Source organism: Nostoc sp. TCL26-01 (assembly GCF_013393945.1).
Taxonomy (GTDB): Bacteria; Cyanobacteriota; Cyanobacteriia; order Cyanobacteriales; family Nostocaceae; genus Trichormus.
In genome coordinates this window covers 3,243,517-3,263,896 of sequence record NZ_CP040297.1, presented here as the reverse complement: position 1 = coordinate 3,263,896, position 20,380 = coordinate 3,243,517, and the positions used below count along the sequence as shown (strand labels likewise).

Here is a 20,380-nt window from a genome sequence, read left to right as displayed (position 1 = left end):
TACTAATTGAAGGAATAGTATGATGAGTAACCGAGACTACACACTAATCATTGATAAAAGTGGGAGTATGTCTACCCAAGATCAAGCAGGTGGTAGAAGCAGATGGGAGATAGCCCAGGAATCAACTCTGGCTTTAGCAAGAAAGTGTGAACAGTTTGATCCAGACGGCATTACTGTCTACGTATTTTCTGGGAGATTTAAACGTTATGAAAGCGTTACCTCTGCTAAAGTTGCCCAAATCTTTTTAGAGAATGATCCTGCGGGAACAACAAATTTGGCAAGTGTACTCCAAGATGCTTTGAATAATTATTTTCAACGCAAAACCAGTGGTAAAACTCAGCCCAATGGTGAGACAATTTTAGTCATTACAGACGGTGAACCAGACGATCGCAAGGCTGTATTTGAAACTATCATCAGTGCTACTCGGCAGATGGAACGTGATGAAGAATTAGCTATTTCCATCATTCAAGTAGGTTCCGATGCTCAAGCTACGAAATTTCTCAAAGCTTTAGATGATCAGCTACAAGGTGTTGGGGCTAAATTTGATATTTGCGACACCATCACTCTAGACGATTTAGAAGATATGAGTCTTGCAGATGTATTAATGAATGCAATTACTGATTAGTCAATGGTCATTAGTCATTTGCCTTGTCCCCTTGTCCCCTTCTTCCATTTTGAATTTTGAATTTTGTTAGCGCAGCGTAAAGCCTTCTCTTTCAGAGACGCTAACGCGAACGGCATAGCTTCGCTTAGAGCGAGTCCGCGATAGCGCAGCGTTAGCGACGCAGGAACGTCGCGTCATTTTGAATTGATTTGTCTCTCTCACTCTCTTACTCATCATAGGAAAATTATATTATGCTAGAAAATCGGGATTATACTTTGATTATTGACAAAAGTGGCAGTATGGCCACTCCAGATCAGAAGGGTGGTAGAAGTAGATGGGTAGCAGCGCAAGAGTCTACCTTAGCTTTGGCAAGTAAATGTGAACAATTTGATCCAGATGGAATTACTATTTATGTATTTTCTGGAAGATTTAAGCGGTATGAGAATGTTACCTCAGCTAAAGTAGGACAAATTTTCCAGGAGAATGATCCTTCAGGTACTACTGATTTAGCTGCGGTGTTAAAGCACGCAACTGATGATTATTTTCAACGTAAAAGTTCTGGACAAACTAAACCTAATGGGGAAACAATTCTAGTTGTCACTGATGGCGAACCGGACGATCGCAAAGCAGTTATGCGGGTAATAATTGAAACCTCTCGCCGTATGGATAGAGACGAAGAGTTAGCGATTTCTTTTATTCAAGTTGGTACAGACCAACAAGCTACTCGCTTTTTGAAAGTGTTGGATGATGAGTTGCAAAGTGCTGGTGCGAAGTTTGATATTTGCGACACCATTACGATGGAAGATATGGAAGATTTAAGCCTTTCTGAAGTGCTATTGAATGCGATTAATGATTAGTCTATTGGGGATTGCTCATATCTTGCACCAGGCGACTAGAAGTCGCAGCTACACAGACAAAACCTGCCTACGCGGGTTAAAAGCTTGATTTTACTCTAGTCCGCGCAGGCGGACTTGGTTTGTATAGCCGCGATTTCTAATCGCTAAGGCTAGGTGCAAGATGAGAGATTGAGGATTGGGGATTGGGAACCCAAGACTCTAATAATACAATTGACAAATGACGCGCGAAGCGAAATCAAAAATTTTTGTGTATCACAGATCCAAAAGCAAATATTCGTCGTATACCCCTTTAGTTCAACAAACTTAGGGGTTTTTATTATGGATAACGATTTACTGTTACCTCCATCTCGGCGTTCTGCATCGACTTCTCGCCGTCGTCTGGTGATTGGTAGTGCGATCGCTGGTGTTTCCGCAGCTTTGGGTTTTTCTCACCTGACGGCTGAAGCTAGACAACCCAAGTCTCAATCTCACAATGCTAATGATGCCAAAATTCTGAATAACGCTCTTTATTATGAGCATCAAGCAATCTGGGCTTATGGTGTCGCTGCCGGTAAATTAAGTGATACAAATGTTGGTCAGGCTGTGAAAGCTTTAGCACTAAGAAACCAAGCCGATCATATGGCTCACCGAGATAAGTTAGCAGAGGTGGTGCGTAAATTAGGCGCAAATCCGGTGAAAGCTGAGAAAAGTTATGATTTGTCCTATTATATTCAACGGGGTGAAGGCAATCTCGATTCAGATGTGAATATTGCCAAGCTGGCTTTAGCCCTAGAAACTGATGCAGCGATCGCCTATACAGGAGAAATTGCTCGTCTAAAAAATCCAGATTTAATCACGGCTGGCGCTAGTATTGGTGCTGATGAAGCGGCCCACGCAACCGCTATTCGTGCAGCTTTTGTCTCTTTGGGTGTGCAAATTGAATATGTTCCAGCCTCTTTTGTTAGCACCAGCACTCGTTCTATGTGGGTATTGAAAGTGTAGCGTTAGCTCACATCTTGCACCAGGCGACTAGAAGTCGCAGCTACACAGACAAAACCCGCCTACGCGGTTTAAAATCAAGATTTTACGTTAGTCCGCGCAGGCGGTGAGATCAGTCCTGATACTGTGTCTTTGTGGTTAAATAAATCATTTTTTACCACAAAGACACGAAGTCACAAAGAAAGATATACAGCTGATTTTTTTGATTTTAAATTAGTATTATATGTCTATTTTTACGCCACACTCTTCTATTCTCTGGCGGCAGGTGTGGGGGCTTGCTGCCATGTTGGCTGCGATTGTAGTTAGTTTAATGATTTATGGAATGTATCAATCACAAATTCTCTCAGATTTGGGATTTGTGCAATTAGTAGCCATATTAGGGATTATTCAAGGGCTTATTGGTAGTGTAATGGAACCTTTAGTTGGTGGATTGTCCGATCGCATCCTCCGACAATATGGTAGTCGTCTCCCACAAATTACAATTGGTGTAACTTTAGCAGGATTACTTTTTGCGCTCATCGCTATTTTATTGCCAGCAAATTTGCCTGGTGGATTTCGCTGGCTATTTTTACTGTTAATGGGTGTTTGGTTGGCTGCGATGATCGCAATTCGAGGGCCTGTAGTAGCGCTGCTCATCCAATTTGCGCCTACACAAGAATTACCAATTGCTAACGCCATTGTCATGACTGTATTGGGATTGGTGGGAGCTTTAAATCCGATTTTGGAAACAGTATTTCGTCAATTAGGTAAGTCTTTCAGTTTCCTGATGGGAGCAATAATATTAATTGTTGGTGCAATATTGTTTTTAAAAAATATTCCCCGTCATACTATTGCCGCTTTACCTATGCCACCTGTGCCTAGTAAATCTCCATCAATTATTCAGAGAAGATTGATATTTATTAGTTTAGTCGGTATTGGTGCAGGTCTGGAAATTAATATGATATTCGCTATTTTGATCCCACATTTGCAAATAGAAATATCTTTTTTACCCAAAGCAATGATCTCGGCAATTGTGTTGTTAATTGCGGCAATTTCTGCTCATCCTTGGGGATGGTGGACAAGTCGTTGGGGCGCAGCGAAATCTATGCAATTAGGATTAGGTAGTCTGGTTTTATTGATGGCGATCGCACTTTTCCCCATTAACTCTATCATGGCAGTTTTCTTATTAATCAGCTGCGGAATTGCCTTGGGCTTAGTTTTTACTAGTATGGTTCCCTTTGCTTTATCATCCGTACCATTTCATCAAACAGGTTTAAGCACAGGCCTATATTTTGGCGGTAACAGTGCCGGTCTAACTCTTCTCCTCATCCTCAAGCATTTCATAGGTGTAATCAATCTAGCCACTAGCCTCAGCCTAGCAGCGATCGCTTTTGCCATCTCCACATATTGTCTACACTGTTGTAGGGGAGTGAGAGAGTGATGAGTGCTAAGTCCTGTTCGCCCTTGGCGTTCCCGTTGGCGTAGCCTCTCGTAGAGAAGGGTGTGCTGAGTCCTGAGTGAGGAAGTGATGAGTGCTGACCAATGACCAATGACCAATGACCAATGACCATTGACCATTGACCAAAATAAAAAGCCCCCAGTCAAAGCCAGGGGTTTATGTATGCCATCAACTCTATTCCTAATCATAGAGAATGCCATCTAGTTGACTTTTGCGCATCCGCATAAATGCAATAGTTGCATAACTTTTATGATTATTTTGCAACATAGTGAGATTTCGGAAACGCACAAATGTATATAGTTGATGATGGGATGGCGATCGCTGGAGCAAAATCAGGTGTAAACTCAAGAAAATCGGAGTTGTGCGATCGCTCATATAAAAAAGTACACCAAGATCAGGATGAGGTGGGTTTGGGTTTTAATACTTCTGTGATTGCTTCAGTTGCTAAAGTGTTATCGATACCAGTAGAAGCGGACGCAAAACCATCTACTGTTTCTTTAATTAAACCAGCAACAGGGACAGCAATCAGCAACCCTAACAAGCCACCGATATAAGTTCCTACCAGCAAAGAAACTAACACCCAGATTGGTCTAAGTCCAGTAAAACTACCTAAAAGACGGGGTGCGATCGCCTGATCAATTATTTGATCAATTAAGATAGCCACTGCCAAAATTTTGATCGCTAACCAAAAGTCATGTGTTGCCACAATCACAGTGATGACAATTAAACTAACAACATCACCAAAAGGTACTAAACTTAAAAAACCAACTCCTAAACCAAAGAGTAAGCCAAACTGCACTTGAAAAGCTAAAAATAGTAAAGTTTGGGAAATTCCCATCAGTAAAGCCAAAGTACCTTGACCAATCAAGTAATTTTGAAAATTTCTTTGAATAGCTTCATTGAATTGCTGCGCTGAAGACCAAGGTAACTTTTTAAAAATACTTTCCCAAATTCTTGGGCCATCTAATAAAAGATAAAAAGTTATGACAACCGTGACAATAGCTTCGGAAATACTATCGATAGTATCAATAATAATGCTTAAAATCCTATTAGAAAAATATTCCAACTCATCTGGTAATTTATCAATTACTCTTGTTAATACTTGACCGACATTCAGTTTTAAGTTTTGACCAAATGCCCAATCATTTAGAGTTTGCAACTCTTCTTGACTAGAATCAACCCATTGAGGCAACACTTTAACTATTTCATGGAATTGTTCTAATGCTACAGGTAATAATGTGATCCCGGCAGCGATTAAAATTACAGCCGTAGAAACAAATACTATTCCTACTCCATAACTACGCTTCACTCCTCTTTTCTGGAGTAAGGAAACAGGATAATTTAAAATAAATGCCAGCAATGTTGCCAAGACAAAAATTGTCACCAACGGTTTAAAATACTGGAAAAAATGAAAAATTAGCCATCCGTTTAAACAAACTAAAGGAAACAACAGGGTTAAAATTAACCATTTAAGTAATTGATTGAGTGAGAAATTCATACTGATATAATATAACCTTGATATATGATTTTAAAAAATCGAGAAGTAAAAATGAGCCGTAACGCACCATCTTTCTCGGTACGTTAAGCGTTGCCATCACGCACCCGACAATTTAAGGTTTACTTGATAAATCACCTCTAATTGCTATTATTCAGCATTAAAAGCTGAAAATTGGTCATCATTAATCCGCCCTGCTTGGTGTAAAACAGTTGTAATCTCTGAGAGAGTTAGAATTGCATGACCGTGATAACCGTTTTCCAGTAATTTATCTTTAACTCCTTGTTCGTGGTCAATAAACACCACAATATCATGAACATTTAACCCGGCTGACTCTAACTTTTTTGCCCCCTCCATGACACTCTTACCACTGATGAGAATATCATCAATTACTGCCACTGTTTCCCCAGGCTGAAAATTTCCTTCAATTATCCTTCGAGTGCCATGTGCTTTGACTTCTTTGCGCGGAAAAATCATCGGACAATTAAGCCTTAAAGCTAAACCTGTAGCAGTTGGCAATGAACCGTAAGGAATACCTGCTAATCTATCAAAAGATAGGTTTTTTAAAACCTCTTCATAGGCACTGAGAACTTGATTAAAAACTTGGGGATTGGAAATAATTTTGCGTAAGTCAATATAATAGGGAAATACTGCTCCTGATGCTTGGACAAAATTACCAAACATAATACAATCAATATCATAAAGCTGTAAAATTAAATCGTGTAGAGGATGTTTATTCACAGCAAAAATATCAGGTAACCAGACAGGACAGGTAGAACCATCAAGAATTACTCTATCTCTTACCTGATTAATTTCTTGGCGTAAAGATTGTATTTCCGCAGATAAGTTTTGCTTGGCTAATATATCTTGAGGAACAGGAATCAATAACCCATCACCATTGTCATTTAATCCAACTTCTAAAAGCTGAGTTAAATTACCACCTTCTGCCCAAATACTTCGTGCCATGATTATCCTTTCTGGCGCAACCTGGCGAATTTGTGCCAAAATCTCTGGGTTAGTTGTTCCCACTTCTAAAGCTAATTGTTCTGGAGTTCCCCAATTTTTTGACTCTTTAACAACTTGTAAATAAAGAGGTGATTCTTGATGGGGGTATTGTTGTAAAAACTCTGCACCTGGGTTAGAAGTACAACACAAAATAAAGACTGTTTTATCAGGATAAACTAAAAATGGTGCAACATTATCCTGCCCCATATAAGGACTGAGAGTAACTGCATCAACCCCCCATTGAGCAAATACAGTCCGTGCAAAAATAGTACTAGTATTTAAATCACCATGTTTAGCATCTAAGATAATGGGGATATGTGGAGGAATAGCGGCTAAAGTTTTATCTAATAATTCTAAACCTGGAATACCCAACACTTCATAAAATCGTAAAGTTGGCTTATATGCACAAACAAAATCAGCCGTTTCCTGAATAATAAATTGTAACCAATCCCATAATCCGGTAATTATATCCTGAGATTGAAAATCTTCAGGCATCATCTCTGGATTGGGGTCAAGTCCGACAAAGAGTAAACTATTATTTTGGGAGATGCTGGTATGCAGTTTATCAAAAAAGCTCATTGTTATAATTAGTATAGAAGGACGATATGATTACCGAAATAATTGGCATGGTGTTGACTTAACTCCATACCCTGCTATATTACAAACCGGCAAACCACTCATAACCTTGATCTTCCCAATAGCCTTTGAATATTGATAGTTGACTTGCTAATGTAATCTGAACTACCCACTTACTCTGCTTATAACCCAGTTTAATTGGCGAAGCTAAACGCAATGGCGCACCATTATCTATGGGCAAAGGTTCACCATTTTTTTGATAAGCTAATAGGGTTTGTGGATGTAGAGATGAGGCAATATCCCAACTTTCATAATAACCATCTGCTGATTTAAAATATGCGTATTTAACATTAGCTTTTGGTTGAGCTAAGGCAATAATTTCTCTGAGTTGTACACCACCCCATTGCACGATCGCTGCCCAACCTTCTACACAAACATGGCGAATAATCATTGATTTTAAGGGTAAGTTTTGAATTTCTGCCATGCTGAGATTTAAAGGCTGATTAACTTCTCCATCTACGATTAAACGATATTTATCTACATCAATAATAGGTGTAGAACGAAAGGTATTTACGATTAAAGCTGCTGGTTGAATTTCATCAGGTGAAAATTCTGGTGTTAACTTCTGTGGATTAAATATTAATGTTTCTAAGCTTTGATTTAGTGGTTGAGAAACTGTCCCCACTAAATCCTCAAACACTGGTGTACCACAACCCCCCAGTAGCAAACTCATACCAGACATCCCAGATAGTTGAAAAAATCTGCGCCGTGTCAATTGCGAACGATTAACATGAATCAACCCCATATAAAACTCCCACTTAATTGTTAAAAACCTATTGCCTATTGCCTATTGCCTATTGCCTATTGCCTATTGCCTATTCCCTCTTAACCCATTACCAAAACATCGACTCTATAAGTTTCTCACCCCCAGCTTTGCGTCCTAGTAAAAAGTGAGCGATCGCAAAAATTATCACCATCGGCACTGAGGTAAAATGAATAATTCTCAGTCCTTGCCAATCACCAAACATCTCCACAATCCAGGGAAATTGAGCAGGTTTATACATACCTATGCCCGTTAGCAATGCTAGCAACAAAATAGGAATGATCGATGTATAAACAATACGATGCCAAGCATAAACTAAACGTTGCGAATTGTGACTTTTTTGCAATGCTTTAATGTCATTAGCACCAACAAATCGATGTCGCCAACGGCGAGTGATTAAAATATAAAATCCATACCACAAAAGATTTAAAGAAAATAACCACATGGTAGCAAAATGCCAGTGTCTACCACCTGCTAACCAACCGCCTAACGTAAATATAGGCGGAATATGTAACCCTTCGCGTCCACCAAAAACGGGATTAGCGTTATAAATTTGTAATCCACTAGTTAGCATGAGGAACAAACTAATAATATTTATTGAGTGAAAAATTTTAGCGCCTATCGCTTGGGTAGGGATTTTGGGGGTTTTGGGAGGAATAGTTGCAGTCATAGATATCTAGTTATAAATTTTTTCTCTGTATGGATGGGGTAAATAAGGTTACTTTTTAACCACAAAGACACAGAGACACAAAGAAAAAGACATTCTTAATCTACTAAAGTTTGAGTAATGTTGTATGCCCGTCGGGAAAGGCTAGTTTTAACTTGGTTCGCACAAAAATATAAAAAGACTTATCATAGGCGATAATGATTATCCATTTGGTGAGATAAGAGGCTTATATAGTATGGTGGCTGACGTAATCACAGATTCAGTTCCCGTTACTGTTTTGACTGGCTATTTAGGCGCAGGTAAAACAACCCTACTCAATCACATCCTCACCTACGAACATGGCAAAAAGGTTGCTGTGATTGTCAATGAATTTGGGGAAGTAGGCATTGATAACCAATTAGTTATTGATGCAGATGAAGAAATTTTTGAGATGAATAACGGCTGTATCTGTTGTACAGTGCGCGGTGACTTAATTCGCATCATTGGCAATTTAATGAAGCGACGTGATAAGTTTGACCATTTAGTAATTGAAACTACGGGTTTAGCAGATCCTGCACCGGTGATTCAGACATTCTTTGTCGATGAAGATATGCAGAGTCAACTGTCTTTAGATGCGGTGGTGACAGTGGTGGATGCTAAACATATTTGGCAACATTGGGATGCGGATGAAGCCCAAGAACAGATAGCTTTTGCTGATGTAATTTTACTTAATAAAACTGATTTAGTCACACCAGCCGAATTAGATGAATTAGAAAAGCGGATTCGATCAATGAATGCGATCGCTAAAATTTACCGTACTCAAAATTCCGAATTAACAATGGATGCTTTGTTGGGTGTCAAAGCTTTTGACTTAAGTCGGGCGCTAGAAATCGACCCGAATTTTTTAGGTGAAGATACCCACGAACATGATGATACAGTTTTTTCTGTGGCTTTAGTCAAAGATGGGGCAATTGATGGAGAAAAATTAAACGCTTGGCTATCAGAGTTATTGCGTACCAAAGGTCCAGATATTTTTCGCATGAAAGGGATATTAAATATTGCTGGTGAAGATAACCGCTTTGTCTTTCAAGGGGTACACATGATCTTTGATGGTAAACCAGATCGCCCTTGGAAACCTAGCGAAAAGCGTAAAAACGAACTAGTTTTCATTGGACGTAATCTAGATGAAACTCAGCTTCAGCAAGATTTTCTTGCTTGTATAAGTTAGGGATTGGTGATTGGTGACTGGGGATTGGGTAAGATTTCTCAGTCTCTAGTTTCTATTCCTCAGTACCTTTCTATCTTCCTCAACTATGAACTCTACAACTAAGAAAAACAAAGAATTTGCACCAGTCTATTCAGGGATGCTGGCAGATTATGTTACAGCGATCGCCTGGTCACCACAAGGGCAAACTTTAGCAGCAACTTCGGCGGCTGGGGAAGTGGTATTGTGGCAGGATGGCAATTTAACCACGCTGCAAACTGGTGATGGTCAATCGGTAGACTGCGTTGCATTCTCACCTGATGGCAAGTTTTTAGCTGTGGGTGGACAAGATGGACGAGTAAAAATTTGGCGAGAACAAGAATTAATTATTACTTTAGAAAACACACCCGCTTGGGTAGATAAACTAGCTTGGAGTCATGCTGGGAATCAGCTAGCTTTTAGTTTAGGGCGTAAAGTCCAAGTTTGGGATGCTGATCAGGGTGAGGTTGTTGTCACCTTAAATTTTGCTGACTCCTCTGCATTGGGGATTGATTGGCGTTGTGATGGTAAGTATCTGGCGATTGGTGGGAATAAAGGCGTAAAAATTTGGCATGCGCAAAACTGGGATGAAGAACCGTATATTCTAGATATGCCTACAGTTAGTGTTGCTATGGCTTGGTCACCGGATGGTAAATTCTTAGCCTCTGGCAATATGGATCGTAGTGTCAGCGTTTTAGAATGGGATAATCCTGACCCTTGGGTAATGCGTGGCTTTCCTGGTAAGATTCGGCAATTGGCGTGGTCAGAACCTAAAACTCAACTAGGTGCGCCCATACTTGCATCTTCTAGTGTTGAGGGTATTGTAGTGTGGGAAAAATTAGCGGATGAGAACTTGGGTTGGGAAGCACGAGTTTTAGCTAATCATGTGGGTATTGTAAATGCGATCGCTTTTGCACCCAATAGTTTTTTACTCGCCTCAGCTGCGGCTGATGGTTGGTTGTGCTTATGGAATCAAGCTAAGGAAGTCTCGCAAATTCTCACAGGTGTTAAAGATGGATTCTCTACTTTAGCTTGGCATCCCCAAGGTAAACTTATAGCTGCTGGTGGTGATCAAGGCGAATTAATGATTTGGTCAAAAGTTTTGCGGGGTCAAGGATTTGGTCGTACTTAAATAATACTTATTCACAGAATTAAATAATACTTATTCACAAAAGTTGAACTTAGTTAATAAATTGGCTATGCTGTATCAGAAATAGTAACTATTTGTGAAATATGTACTTAGTCAAACTAGTTTTGCTGGCTTGTCCTGTATTGGTTGCATCCATACTACTGGTAGTAAATCCAGCAAATGCCACTAGCATGAAATCTGCACCTACAACAGAAGCGATCGCATTAGTATCTGCACAACCTGTCTTACCAGAAATGCCACATCTGACTCAAGCATCTAATCCCATCACCGACCAATTGGCTTGTAATTGTGCTAATTGTGTTCAAACTAAACTTAATTTGTTACAAGGTAAATTACCCTCTGGTAACTTTTGAACCAAAAATTTATAAATCTTTAATTAGCACAGCATCGCTGTGCTTTTATTTTTTATTTAGCTGGCTGATTTGTTAAATTAATATATGACAAAAATTTAAGTTTTTCAATACAAGTAGTACAGTGATTTTCATGCCGATGAAGTACACCTGTCTAGTCGAGAGGTCGTAGGGGCGGGTTCAGTGAGATATTAGTGAATCATGTCAGCATATCTGTTAACCCGCCCCTACTGCTTGTGAGAAATGCGGGTAGCCTCTGTTGACTAAAAATATGTACCTCACTTAAATGAGAAACGCTATAACCCAACCAACCCCACCTACGTTAACTAGATTAATTATGAGTATTTAGCCACACATGATATTAATTATACCAAATAAATTACCATCAAATAATTCCTTACAAATTATCCTGATTATTTTCATGCTGGGATTCCTGGGGTGCAAAAATCAACCTACCAATAAATCTTTTACTCAGACTTCTAGCATAGTTAATGAAAACCTGCCCCAAGTGGTAGCTACAACCAGCATCCTGTGTGACTTAACCAGACAGATTGCGGAAAATACAATTAATCTCATATGTTTGATTTCTCCTGAGCAAAATCCTCAAACTTATCAACCAAAAACTACAGACACTCAAGCTATTAACCAAGCTAAATTAATTTTCTATAACGGCTATAATTTAGAACCAGAACTCATCAAAATCATCAAAGCAACAAAAAACTCTGCTCCTAAAGTAGCTGTCAGTCAAATAGCAGTTACCCAACCCAAAAGATTTTCTGTAAATGGTCGTTCAATTATTAATCCCTACATTTGGCATAATCCTCAAAATGCCATCAAAATGGTAGAAGTTATTAATACTAATCTCCAGAAATTAGACTCGACTAACGCCACAGTTTATAGTAAAAATACTAGACAAATTAAAAGTGAAATCACTCAACTCGATAGTTGGATTAAATCTAGAATTGCTACCATTCCCAAAGACAAGCGTAAAGTAGTCACAACATACAATGCCATTGATTATTATACCAAAGCATATAATATTCCCACAGCTAGTATTGGCACTGAAGTACAAGCGACAGATAAAAGGTTAAAAAACTTAGTTGAATATATTCAAGAATCAAATATCCCCACAATTTTTGCCGACGTAACAGATACTTCTAAGTTAATTGAACCAATCGCTACAGCCGCAGAAGTAAAATTATCAGAACGCCAACTGTATACTAAAAGTCTGGGAGCATCAGATAGCGAGGCTAACACTTATCAAAATATGATGGTTGCTAACACACGCACAATTGTCGAAGGCTTGGGAGGAACATATTTAATATTTCAACCCAATACTCAACAGTAATTACTCTCAAATTTACTAGACAATAATTGAGCAATTTGCTGATTGATAATTGTCACATCAAAACGCTGACTAGCCATATCTCTAGCATGATTGGCTAAAGTCGTAGTTTTTGCTGTTTCTTGAAGACAGCTATTAATAATTTGTGCTAGTTCCTGGGGTGCTTGTGGCGTGGTTAAAAAACCATTAACACCGTGTTCAACTAATTCGACTGCACCACCGGCTTTAGCTGCAACGACAGGTTTACCACACAGCATTGCTTCCACAATTACTCTACCAAAAGGTTCTGGTGCAATGGAAGTATGAGCTACTAAATTACAAGCTGTCATTAACTGGGGAATATCGCTACGAAAGCCTAAGAATTTTACCCGGTGTTGGAGATTTAATTGAGTAATTTGCTGGTGTAATTGTTTGACATAATCTTGTTCTCCAAACAGTGCATCACCAACTAACATTACCGTTACTTTTTCTGGACATTGGGCAATAGCATCGATGAGAATATGCTGTCCCTTCCAAGGTGAAAGTCGGCTAAATTGTCCAACGACAAATTTACCTTCTAGTCCTAAATGTTGTCGTAATTTGGTAATGTCTGATGCACAAGTTTGATAGAGTTTGGGATCAAATCCATTATAAATAACTCTAGTTAATTCTGGTCGTCCGCCAGCTTGAATAAAAGCTTGTTGGCTAGCGTGAGAATTAGCTATAACGAGTGCAGCACAACGATTAGCTAAGTTAATAGCAACCCGGAGGTTAGTTTGGCTAAAGTGTTCCGAAGAAAGAATATCGTGTAAATGATAAACTAAAGGACGACGAGCAATTAAGCTAGCGATCGCACCCACAACTAAAGCTTTTTGTGTATTAGCGTAGATTACATCATATGCCATAGCTTTTTGCACGACTTTAGCTATGAGTGGAGTCAGTTGTCCCAAGCTACTAAAGGCTTGAAATAAACTGCTGTGTTTACGGACTGCAATGGACTGATGTGTGAGAACTTCAACAGGGATCTGATGCTGCTGTAATAAAGTTTTAAATGAGCCATCTGCAAACAAGCATACCAAAGAGCGATCGCGGTAAGGTTTAGCAATATCAATTAAACATAATTCTGCCCCGCCTGGTTTACCACTTTGGTCTAAAAATAAGATTTTCATAGATTGATATTTTGACTAAAATTAGTAATAGATTCCTGATTGATTGCATAAATCAGGAATCTGTTGATTTACAAATTATTGAGAAAATTAGAGTTTAGACTGTACCTCATATAATCAGGAACTGATCTGAGGATATTACAAATTAGTCACATTATTAAATTAGGGTGGAGTTAAAGAAATAGACAAATTTGAGACAGGCGACAATTTCCTATATTTATTTCTGAGTTTGACACTGCCATCTAATTTTTCTACAACATAATCTGCGACAACAGCTTCCGAGCATTTATGTTGCCACCATTTTAGAGATTTCTGGTGCATTTCTGCCATCAGTTGTTGATTGTTGAGAAGCCTTTCTAAAACTTTTTCCCAATCCCGCCAATCTTTTATTTGGATAATAGGCGCGCCATCTAAATACCACCGTTGGGGTAAAGCTTCAGCAACAACAACACAACCATATTTCATCCCTTCAAATAAGCGAGTTGTTTCAAAAGATGTCCCTCTAGGAACAACACAGATTTTTGTGTCCATCATGGTTTCACAATAACTACGTTCTTCTTTATTGGTTCTATTATGATAACCAGCAGTGATTGATAATTCAATATGCAAATTACGGTTTTTGGCTTGCAACTTTTTGAGGCTCGATATCATAAGTTTCCGGGCAATAATTTTTGGCGTTCCTAACCAACGTTTCAACGACCAAATTGGTAATGTTGTGTGTAGAATACTGCCAGAAAAATAAGTATCATAAAGACGTGTTTCTAGAGGCTTAATTGGTAAATCTTTGGAGTTTTTATAACCCAAAGGAATATCATAAATAGGAGTAACTCTACCTGTGCCTGAAAACCAGCTATTGAGCTTATGTAATTGATATCTCACTAACCCAGGTAAGCAAACAATCAAGATTCGCAGAAATTGGATTAGTGTTAGCAAGTTAAGTAAAGAAGGTTGAAAGATCGGGTTACATCCTAGAATTGGACGTGTTCCTAGACATTTAAAAACAGCTCTAACTTTGTGAAAATATTTGGGTATACGATACCATTCATCTCCGACAACGAAAACAACAACATTATCTCCATAAGTAGGGAGTTCATCAATTTCGTCCCAAGTAATGTAAAAAACTAACCCACTGATAGCAGAACTTTTTTCTATAGCTTGAAATACTTTGCCAAAATAATCAGTCAAGCCAAATTGCACTGGTGGGTTACTGTCATATATATTCCAAGGAATTGGTTTTTGACCTTTTCTGATATGGATAAAGTACTGATTACAGACAGCATTCATTACAGGCATATAAGTTTTACTCCAATTATTGAATCAAATAATTAGGGGACTGACAAATTAAATAATCTCTCATATGAAAAATATGTCAGTCAAAAAAAGCTTGTAGGCTTCTAAGCTAAGATAACTTGCCGTACTTGTTGAGCAATTTTTTGCCAGTTAAAGTTACTGACAGCATATTGCTGACAGTCTTCTCTAGAAGGTATTGATATTTGTGATAGCAATATTGGCTCTAATTTTTCAGCAATAGCAGTGGCTTGAGCAGAAGTAGTAATTAACTCTGGTGAAAAGGGTTGTAAAATCTCTGGCATTCCCCCAATAGGGGTACACAAAACTGGAGTACCACAGGCTAGAGATTCAACGATCGCTAATCCAAATCCTTCAAAAGATTGACTAGGCATCACTGTTAAGTTAGCAGCTTGATAAGCTAAAGGCAACTGTTGATCTGGCAGAAAACCTAAAAATTTAACATTGTTTTCTAACCCTAAATCTTGCACTTGTTGTTCTAACACTGGTTGCAGATAACCACGTCCGGCGATCGCTAGCCAAACATCCGGAACTTTTGGTTTAATGATGGCTAATGCCTGCAATAGTATGTCCAATCCTACGCGATGTACTAGGCGACGGGATGTAAATAAAATTGGGCGATCCTCTGGCCAGTTTAACTGCTGTCTAGCTGCTTGTGGGGATAAATTGACTTGAAATTTACTAATATTCACACCACCAGGAATAATGTGGATTTTGTCCCACGGTACTTGATATTGTTGATGTAGAATATCAGCAAAGGCTTTGCTGAGAACAATAAAGCGATCGCAGCAATTATAAGTAGTTTGTTCTATCAAGCGACGCTTGAAAAAAATACTCAGTTTATTTTTAACTATCTCTTGCTGACTCTCGGCTGCCCAAGGGCCATGAAAGTTAAATGTAATTGGTACTCCCTTTGGTAAAATATCCAAAATTGGCAAACTATACAAAGCAAAATGTAAGTTAATGGCATCAGGTTTCTCAACTCTGGTTTTTTGGAAATTACTCCGAATAGACCAAAGTCTTCGCCAAATTGCCATATCAGGTAATGCCAGATTAGTTAATTTAATAGGTAAATTAGCTTCATTTTCTGGCAAGCCAACACCACATAATTCTACTTGGTCTTGATTAGCTACTAATTGATGAATTAGTTCATAAACATACCTTTCTAAACCTCCAGGAGTATTAGGAAACCAACCTATGCCTAGAGTGAGAATGGAAGCAGACATAGAACTAATTTTTTGTGGCTGATCCTCCACTTCTTCATCTCCTATCATATCTGGAATTTTAGTGTAATATCTTCGCTGTCAGTCTAGGTATAATTTTTATACATTTAGCATTGGATTTAATAATGCTGATCCAATACTTATCCCTCCTACATCAATTAATTTAATTCTGTGCAACTACTTACTTATATTCTCTGGTTATGGAAATTATCAGTCAGCGTTGCATATAAATTGATGTAGATTTTATTTAAAATTGTCTATTATGGTGATTTTTTATTTATCAAATCTTTAAACGAGAATTATTACCTATAAATCATCTTGCTTTCTAGAAGAATATTTTTAAATCATTTAATTCTATTTGTCAATTAATGTATAGTTAATGACCAAACTGGATATCTTTATTAACAATAATAGTCTTGTATTATTGATAACTCTGACTTTTCTGCTGTGATTGCTAATAACCAATCAGTTAAAAATAGATCCTGGTGAAAACTCTAGGATATTTTTTATAGCCAAAAACAGTAAATATCAATACACAAATTCTAGATAATTATCAGCGATCGCTAAAATGAAAGGCTGATGTGTTTTTGATAAATATTTGGTAAATATCTTTTGAAAAATCATCACCATTTGTTATTCATGTATATGTCCTAGACGAACAATACTCTGTGATTGAAATGTCAACTAGAAAATTAGATACACCTAAATAGAACTAGATTGAACATTTAAGCCAGATCATTGCCAAATATTTGTGTAAATTAGCACTATTGATAATTACTTATCATCTATATGAAGCTACATTTTCTGCACAAGAAGAACCACAAAATTCTTTTTAAAAATCAAAAACATAAACTTTTAAAATATTTGCTGTTTTTATTTGCTATCAGCACCAGCTTTTGGCTAACTGCTATTGGCTTACCGATGAACTGGACAATGAGCGAGGTTCCCATAACTACTGACAAAACATCTTGGATTGGTAATAGTTTCGGTGGGAAGAAATGGGTGCAAAATTATGTAGAAGCAATGTATGTTGCACCCAATGGCACAGTCTATACCAATAGTCACTGGGATGAAGCAGGCGCGGAAGCAGCAATATATAAAGATGGTGATGTGTTAGGAGTTCTCAGTGACACTCACGGTTGGAGTCGTGGCGGCGGTAAAGCTGTCACAGCTAATGATAAGTACATTTACATTGCCATTAGTCAAGGATCAGTTGGCAAAATAGATAAGGATTATCCCCCAGAAGGTACAACTTGGTATTGTGTCAGACGTTATGATTTAGCTGGCAAACCTGCACCCTTTCCTAGTGGACGCGGTTGGGATCAAAGTATGTTAATTACCAGTACTAAAAGTGAAGTAACTGGTTTAGCAACTGTTGGGAATGAGTTATATATTAGTGATGCTGTAACTAATAAAATTCGTGTTTATAATACAGACACGATGCAGGAAATACGTAGTTTTAGTATTTCTAATCCGGGAGCTATAGCTATTGATCAACAGCATACCCTCTGGATTATACAAGGTAAAAATGCCAAAACTCCGGCTAAAATTTTGCATTATTCTGCCACAGGAGAGCAATTACCGCAACAAATTACTAATGTTATTGCACCAGGTGCGATCGCTATCGATCATCAGGGTAAACTTTTAATTGCCGACAATGGTACACGTCAGCAAGTGCTGATTTACAACATCACCAACCAACCTGTCCAAATCAAAGCTTTGGGGAACAAAGGGGGAATTACTAGCGGCGTTCCCGGTGAAATTAAAAATGATAAATTCTATGGATTGACGGGAGTCGGTGCAGACGCTCAAGGTAATATTTATGTAAATAATAATGGGTTCCAAAATTCTGGAACCGATTTAAGAAAGTTTTCGCCATCGGGAAAACAATTGTGGCGACTACTCGGCTTATTCTTTGTCGAAAATGCTGACGCTGATCCTAGTACAGATGGACTAGATGTATTCACCAAGCAAGAGCATTTCACCATGAATTATCAACAGCCTGCTGGTCAGCAATGGTCTTATAAAGCTTACACCTTAAACGGATTCAAATATCCTCAAGATCCACGTCTGCATACATCACCAGATGCTACCTTTGTTCGCCGCATCAAAGGTAAGCGATTTTTGTTCCTCACCGATATGTACAATAGCTTTCTGCAAATTTATCGGTTTAATCCCACGACAGATGGAACAGTGGCGATACCGTCAGGAATGTTTGTGGGGACGAATGGCGGCGGGAAACAGTCGGTTCCCGGTAAATGGCCTCCTTTTCAGCCAACAAAAGGTGAGTGGATTTGGCGCGATCGCAATGGTAATGGTGCTTTTGATCAGGGAGAATACGATAATAGCGAGGACTATCCCTACCTGGGGGGATGGTGGGTTGATAGCCAAGGCGATGTTTGGAAAACTCTCCGGACTCAAGATGGTATTCGTCATTATCCCCTGCAAGGACTAGATAAATATGGCAACCCCATCTACACCTCTAGTTCCCGGAAACGAGACAAAACTCCCAGCATCTTTACCGATTTGCGCCGCATCGAGTATTTTCCGGAAACCGATACCATGTATCTATCAGGTTTTACAGCTGAACATCCCTCAATTGGTGATGATGCTAAAGCCGCAGGTTCTGAGGTTGCACGTTTTGATAATTGGAGTAAAGGCGATCGCACTCCCCGTTGGCGCATTATACTACCCCATGACACCACAGGTAAGCGGGAAATAGTCACAGCCTCTATCAGTGTAGCGGGGGATTATGTGTTTTCTGTCACATCAAAAACAGCTACAGTCAATGTTTACGATGCTAAGACAGGAACTATGATTAAAACATTAAAACCTGGGATAGAAGTAAATCAAGAAAGTGGCTGGATTGATATACCCTACGGTATCCGCGCTTTTCGTCGTTCCAATGGTGAGTATTTAGTATTTGTAGAAGAAAATTGGAAAGGCAAAGTAATTATGTATCGCTTATAAATGTATATTACTCAATAGTTTTAGATCCCCGACTTCTCAAAAGAAGTCGGGAATTTTGTTGAGTAAGAATGATTGATGATTACTATATTCAAACAATTAATACCTGATGATCCCAGTTAAAATATTCTGCTGATTAATCTCCATCGCTACAGTTTTTGCAAAAATCAGCCAGATTTCTATATTTCAATAAATCAGCAAAAGATTAGACATTTTCCCTACACAATCTTTATCATAAAATATTGATATGCGATTATTATCTTATAGGGATTTATTCAACAAATGAAAAATCATTTAAAGCAAACAATAACCAATTGAATTTGTTTTCAGAGTATAAATCCTTCATAATAAATATAGTTATCACTTCTATCACTAAAAATATCTAGATTTTTCATATTCACCAAACAAATATATGATCGTCAAAAAACAACTACAATATGTACAAAATTTAATTCCTCATACATGGCTGGAGAAGTTGCAATTTCTCCATGCTTGGCTGTTATGGAAATGGTTGTTATCAGGCGGTAGTCAACCATTAGCCAATAACCAAAAATCAGCCATAATATTTTCTCCACACCAAGATGATGAAACCTTTGGTTGTGGTGGGATGATTGCCCACAAAAGAGAACAGGGAATACCAGTGACAGTAGTCTTTTTAACTAATGGACAAGGAGCATTCAGTCCAGAGTTACAAAATCATATTATTCAAACTCGTCAACAAGAAGCAGTCAAAGCATTACAAATTTTGGGTGTAGAAGCAAAAAATATTCATTTTTTAGGTAAGCCAGATGGATATTTACCAGATTTAAATCATCAGGAACGCCATCAGACAATTCAACAAATAGCTCAATTAATCAAAGATGAGCAACCAGAAGAAATTTACGTTCCCCATAGCAAAGATTGCCATAAAGATCATGAAGCAACTTATGACTTAGTAAAAACAGCGATCGCTCAATTAAATGTGACAACAGATATCTTTCAATATCCAGTCTGGTTATTTTGGCGATCACCCCTATTTATTTTACTGAAATTATCTGATCTCACTGCTGCTTATAAATTCTCTATTGCCTCAGTTCAAGATAAAAAAAAGCAAGCAATTCACTCATACTCATCCCAAATTACTAATCTACCTAGAGGCTTTATTCAGCAATTTTTAAATACTCACGAGATTTTCTTTAAAGTTACCTCGCTCAGATAAAAAATTACACCTGTCTTATTCATATGGAA

18 protein-coding genes are annotated in these 20,380 nt (G+C 38.3%); 10 read left to right on the top strand and 8 right to left on the bottom strand.

Annotated features, from left to right (window positions below; genetic code table 11):
• Window positions 1–19: 19 nt before the first annotated feature.
• The 4 genes from FD725_RS14105 (at window position 20) to FD725_RS14090 (ending at window position 3,859) form a co-directional block, all read left to right on the top strand.
• A complete protein-coding gene (locus tag FD725_RS14105; protein WP_179048704.1) occupies window positions 20–625 on the top strand; it encodes a VWA domain-containing protein in 606 nt (201 codons plus the stop codon).
• Window positions 626–855: 230 nt separating this feature from the next.
• Window positions 856–1,461, top strand: a complete 606-nt coding sequence (locus tag FD725_RS14100; protein WP_179048703.1) for a VWA domain-containing protein — start codon at window positions 856–858, stop codon at window positions 1,459–1,461.
• A 318-nt stretch (window positions 1,462–1,779) separates the two neighbouring features.
• Complete coding sequence (locus FD725_RS14095; RefSeq protein WP_179048702.1) at window positions 1,780–2,442, top strand: ferritin-like domain-containing protein; 663 nt, start codon at window positions 1,780–1,782, stop codon at window positions 2,440–2,442.
• Between the two features lie 220 nt (window positions 2,443–2,662).
• Window positions 2,663–3,859: an MFS transporter gene (locus tag FD725_RS14090; protein ID WP_179048701.1), complete on the top strand. Its 1,197-nt coding sequence runs from the start codon at window positions 2,663–2,665 to the stop codon at window positions 3,857–3,859.
• A 198-nt stretch (window positions 3,860–4,057) separates the two neighbouring features.
• Here the strand turns inward: FD725_RS14090 and FD725_RS14085 are convergent, their stop codons facing one another.
• The 5 genes from FD725_RS14085 to FD725_RS14065 all read right to left on the bottom strand — a co-directional run bounded on the left by FD725_RS14085 (window position 4,058) and on the right by FD725_RS14065 (window position 8,446).
• Window positions 4,058–4,252: a hypothetical protein gene (locus FD725_RS14085; protein ID WP_179048700.1), complete on the bottom strand. Its 195-nt coding sequence runs from the start codon at window positions 4,250–4,252 to the stop codon at window positions 4,058–4,060.
• Between the two features lie 19 nt (window positions 4,253–4,271).
• Window positions 4,272–5,375 (bottom strand): AI-2E family transporter, encoded by a 1,104-nt coding sequence (locus FD725_RS14080; protein ID WP_179048699.1) that lies wholly within the window; start codon window positions 5,373–5,375, stop codon window positions 4,272–4,274.
• 147 nt (window positions 5,376–5,522) lie between these two features.
• On the bottom strand, window positions 5,523–6,956 hold the full coding sequence (locus tag FD725_RS14075; protein ID WP_179048698.1) for a bifunctional orotidine-5'-phosphate decarboxylase/orotate phosphoribosyltransferase: 1,434 nt from the start codon (window positions 6,954–6,956) through the stop codon (window positions 5,523–5,525).
• Between the two features lie 79 nt (window positions 6,957–7,035).
• Complete coding sequence (locus FD725_RS14070; RefSeq protein WP_179048697.1) at window positions 7,036–7,758, bottom strand: molybdopterin-dependent oxidoreductase; 723 nt, start codon at window positions 7,756–7,758, stop codon at window positions 7,036–7,038.
• An 88-nt stretch (window positions 7,759–7,846) separates the two neighbouring features.
• The gene (locus FD725_RS14065; RefSeq protein WP_179048696.1) at window positions 7,847–8,446 is read right to left on the bottom strand and encodes a cytochrome b/b6 domain-containing protein; all 600 of its coding nucleotides are present in this window, start codon (window positions 8,444–8,446) and stop codon (window positions 7,847–7,849) included.
• Window positions 8,447–8,678: 232 nt separating this feature from the next.
• Here FD725_RS14065 and FD725_RS14060 point away from each other — a divergent pair, with 232 nt between their 5' ends.
• The 4 genes from FD725_RS14060 to FD725_RS14045 all read left to right on the top strand — a co-directional run bounded on the left by FD725_RS14060 (window position 8,679) and on the right by FD725_RS14045 (window position 12,513).
• Window positions 8,679–9,650 (top strand): GTP-binding protein, encoded by a 972-nt coding sequence (locus FD725_RS14060; RefSeq protein WP_179048695.1) that lies wholly within the window; start codon window positions 8,679–8,681, stop codon window positions 9,648–9,650.
• A gap of 85 nt (window positions 9,651–9,735) precedes the next feature.
• Window positions 9,736–10,797 carry a WD40 repeat domain-containing protein gene (locus tag FD725_RS14055; RefSeq protein ID WP_179048694.1) on the top strand — a complete coding sequence of 354 codons (1,062 nt, stop codon included), beginning with the start codon at window positions 9,736–9,738 and terminating at the stop codon, window positions 10,795–10,797.
• Between the two features lie 101 nt (window positions 10,798–10,898).
• A complete protein-coding gene (locus FD725_RS14050) occupies window positions 10,899–11,168 on the top strand; it encodes a hypothetical protein (RefSeq protein ID WP_179048693.1) in 270 nt (89 codons plus the stop codon).
• A 352-nt stretch (window positions 11,169–11,520) separates the two neighbouring features.
• Window positions 11,521–12,513: a metal ABC transporter solute-binding protein, Zn/Mn family gene (locus tag FD725_RS14045; protein ID WP_256871914.1), complete on the top strand. Its 993-nt coding sequence runs from the start codon at window positions 11,521–11,523 to the stop codon at window positions 12,511–12,513.
• Here the strand turns inward: FD725_RS14045 and FD725_RS14040 are convergent.
• The 3 genes from FD725_RS14040 to FD725_RS14030 all read right to left on the bottom strand — a co-directional run bounded on the left by FD725_RS14040 (window position 12,504) and on the right by FD725_RS14030 (window position 16,237).
• The gene (locus FD725_RS14040) at window positions 12,504–13,658 is read right to left on the bottom strand and encodes a glycosyltransferase family 4 protein (protein ID WP_179048692.1); all 1,155 of its coding nucleotides are present in this window, start codon (window positions 13,656–13,658) and stop codon (window positions 12,504–12,506) included. The two genes, FD725_RS14045 and FD725_RS14040, sit on opposite strands and share 10 nt — an antisense overlap.
• Before the next feature lie 159 nt (window positions 13,659–13,817).
• Window positions 13,818–14,948, bottom strand: coding sequence for a glycosyltransferase family 1 protein (locus FD725_RS14035; RefSeq protein ID WP_179048691.1), 1,131 nt, complete (start codon window positions 14,946–14,948; stop codon window positions 13,818–13,820).
• Between the two features lie 101 nt (window positions 14,949–15,049).
• Window positions 15,050–16,237, bottom strand: a complete 1,188-nt coding sequence (locus FD725_RS14030) for a glycosyltransferase family 4 protein (protein WP_372726713.1) — start codon at window positions 16,235–16,237, stop codon at window positions 15,050–15,052.
• A gap of 738 nt (window positions 16,238–16,975) precedes the next feature.
• On the opposite strand from FD725_RS14030, the gene FD725_RS14025 reads away from it, so the two are divergent.
• Complete coding sequence (locus FD725_RS14025; protein ID WP_179048690.1) at window positions 16,976–19,156, top strand: hypothetical protein; 2,181 nt, start codon at window positions 16,976–16,978, stop codon at window positions 19,154–19,156.
• 409 nt (window positions 19,157–19,565) lie between these two features.
• Window positions 19,566–20,351 (top strand): PIG-L deacetylase family protein, encoded by a 786-nt coding sequence (locus FD725_RS14020; protein ID WP_179048689.1) that lies wholly within the window; start codon window positions 19,566–19,568, stop codon window positions 20,349–20,351.
• The last annotated feature ends 29 nt before the right edge of the window (window positions 20,352–20,380 follow it).

What these genes read in the sequence shown, in the direction of transcription:
- FD725_RS14070 (WP_179048697.1), bottom strand. Translation starts at nt 7,758, where the DNA reads ATGGGGTTGATTCATGTTAATCGTTCGCAATTGACACGGCGCAGATTT.
- FD725_RS14095 (WP_179048702.1), top strand. Translation starts at nt 1,780, where the DNA reads ATGGATAACGATTTACTGTTACCTCCATCTCGGCGTTCTGCATCGACT.
- FD725_RS14065 (WP_179048696.1), bottom strand. Translation starts at nt 8,446, where the DNA reads ATGACTGCAACTATTCCTCCCAAAACCCCCAAAATCCCTACCCAAGCG.
- FD725_RS14040 (WP_179048692.1), bottom strand. Translation starts at nt 13,658, where the DNA reads ATGAAAATCTTATTTTTAGACCAAAGTGGTAAACCAGGCGGGGCAGAA.
- FD725_RS14090 (WP_179048701.1), top strand. Translation starts at nt 2,663, where the DNA reads ATGTCTATTTTTACGCCACACTCTTCTATTCTCTGGCGGCAGGTGTGG.
- FD725_RS14030 (WP_372726713.1), bottom strand. Translation starts at nt 16,237, where the DNA reads ATGATAGGAGATGAAGAAGTGGAGGATCAGCCACAAAAAATTAGTTCT.
- FD725_RS14100 (WP_179048703.1), top strand. Translation starts at nt 856, where the DNA reads ATGCTAGAAAATCGGGATTATACTTTGATTATTGACAAAAGTGGCAGT.
- FD725_RS14085 (WP_179048700.1), bottom strand. Translation starts at nt 4,252, where the DNA reads ATGAGCGATCGCACAACTCCGATTTTCTTGAGTTTACACCTGATTTTG.
- FD725_RS14020 (WP_179048689.1), top strand. Translation starts at nt 19,566, where the DNA reads ATGATCGTCAAAAAACAACTACAATATGTACAAAATTTAATTCCTCAT.
- FD725_RS14075 (WP_179048698.1), bottom strand. Translation starts at nt 6,956, where the DNA reads ATGAGCTTTTTTGATAAACTGCATACCAGCATCTCCCAAAATAATAGT.
- FD725_RS14080 (WP_179048699.1), bottom strand. Translation starts at nt 5,375, where the DNA reads ATGAATTTCTCACTCAATCAATTACTTAAATGGTTAATTTTAACCCTG.
- FD725_RS14060 (WP_179048695.1), top strand. Translation starts at nt 8,679, where the DNA reads ATGGTGGCTGACGTAATCACAGATTCAGTTCCCGTTACTGTTTTGACT.
- FD725_RS14035 (WP_179048691.1), bottom strand. Translation starts at nt 14,948, where the DNA reads ATGCCTGTAATGAATGCTGTCTGTAATCAGTACTTTATCCATATCAGA.
- FD725_RS14045 (WP_256871914.1), top strand. Translation starts at nt 11,521, where the DNA reads ATGATATTAATTATACCAAATAAATTACCATCAAATAATTCCTTACAA.
- FD725_RS14025 (WP_179048690.1), top strand. Translation starts at nt 16,976, where the DNA reads ATGAAGCTACATTTTCTGCACAAGAAGAACCACAAAATTCTTTTTAAA.
- FD725_RS14105 (WP_179048704.1), top strand. Translation starts at nt 20, where the DNA reads ATGATGAGTAACCGAGACTACACACTAATCATTGATAAAAGTGGGAGT.
- FD725_RS14055 (WP_179048694.1), top strand. Translation starts at nt 9,736, where the DNA reads ATGAACTCTACAACTAAGAAAAACAAAGAATTTGCACCAGTCTATTCA.
- FD725_RS14050 (WP_179048693.1), top strand. Translation starts at nt 10,899, where the DNA reads ATGTACTTAGTCAAACTAGTTTTGCTGGCTTGTCCTGTATTGGTTGCA.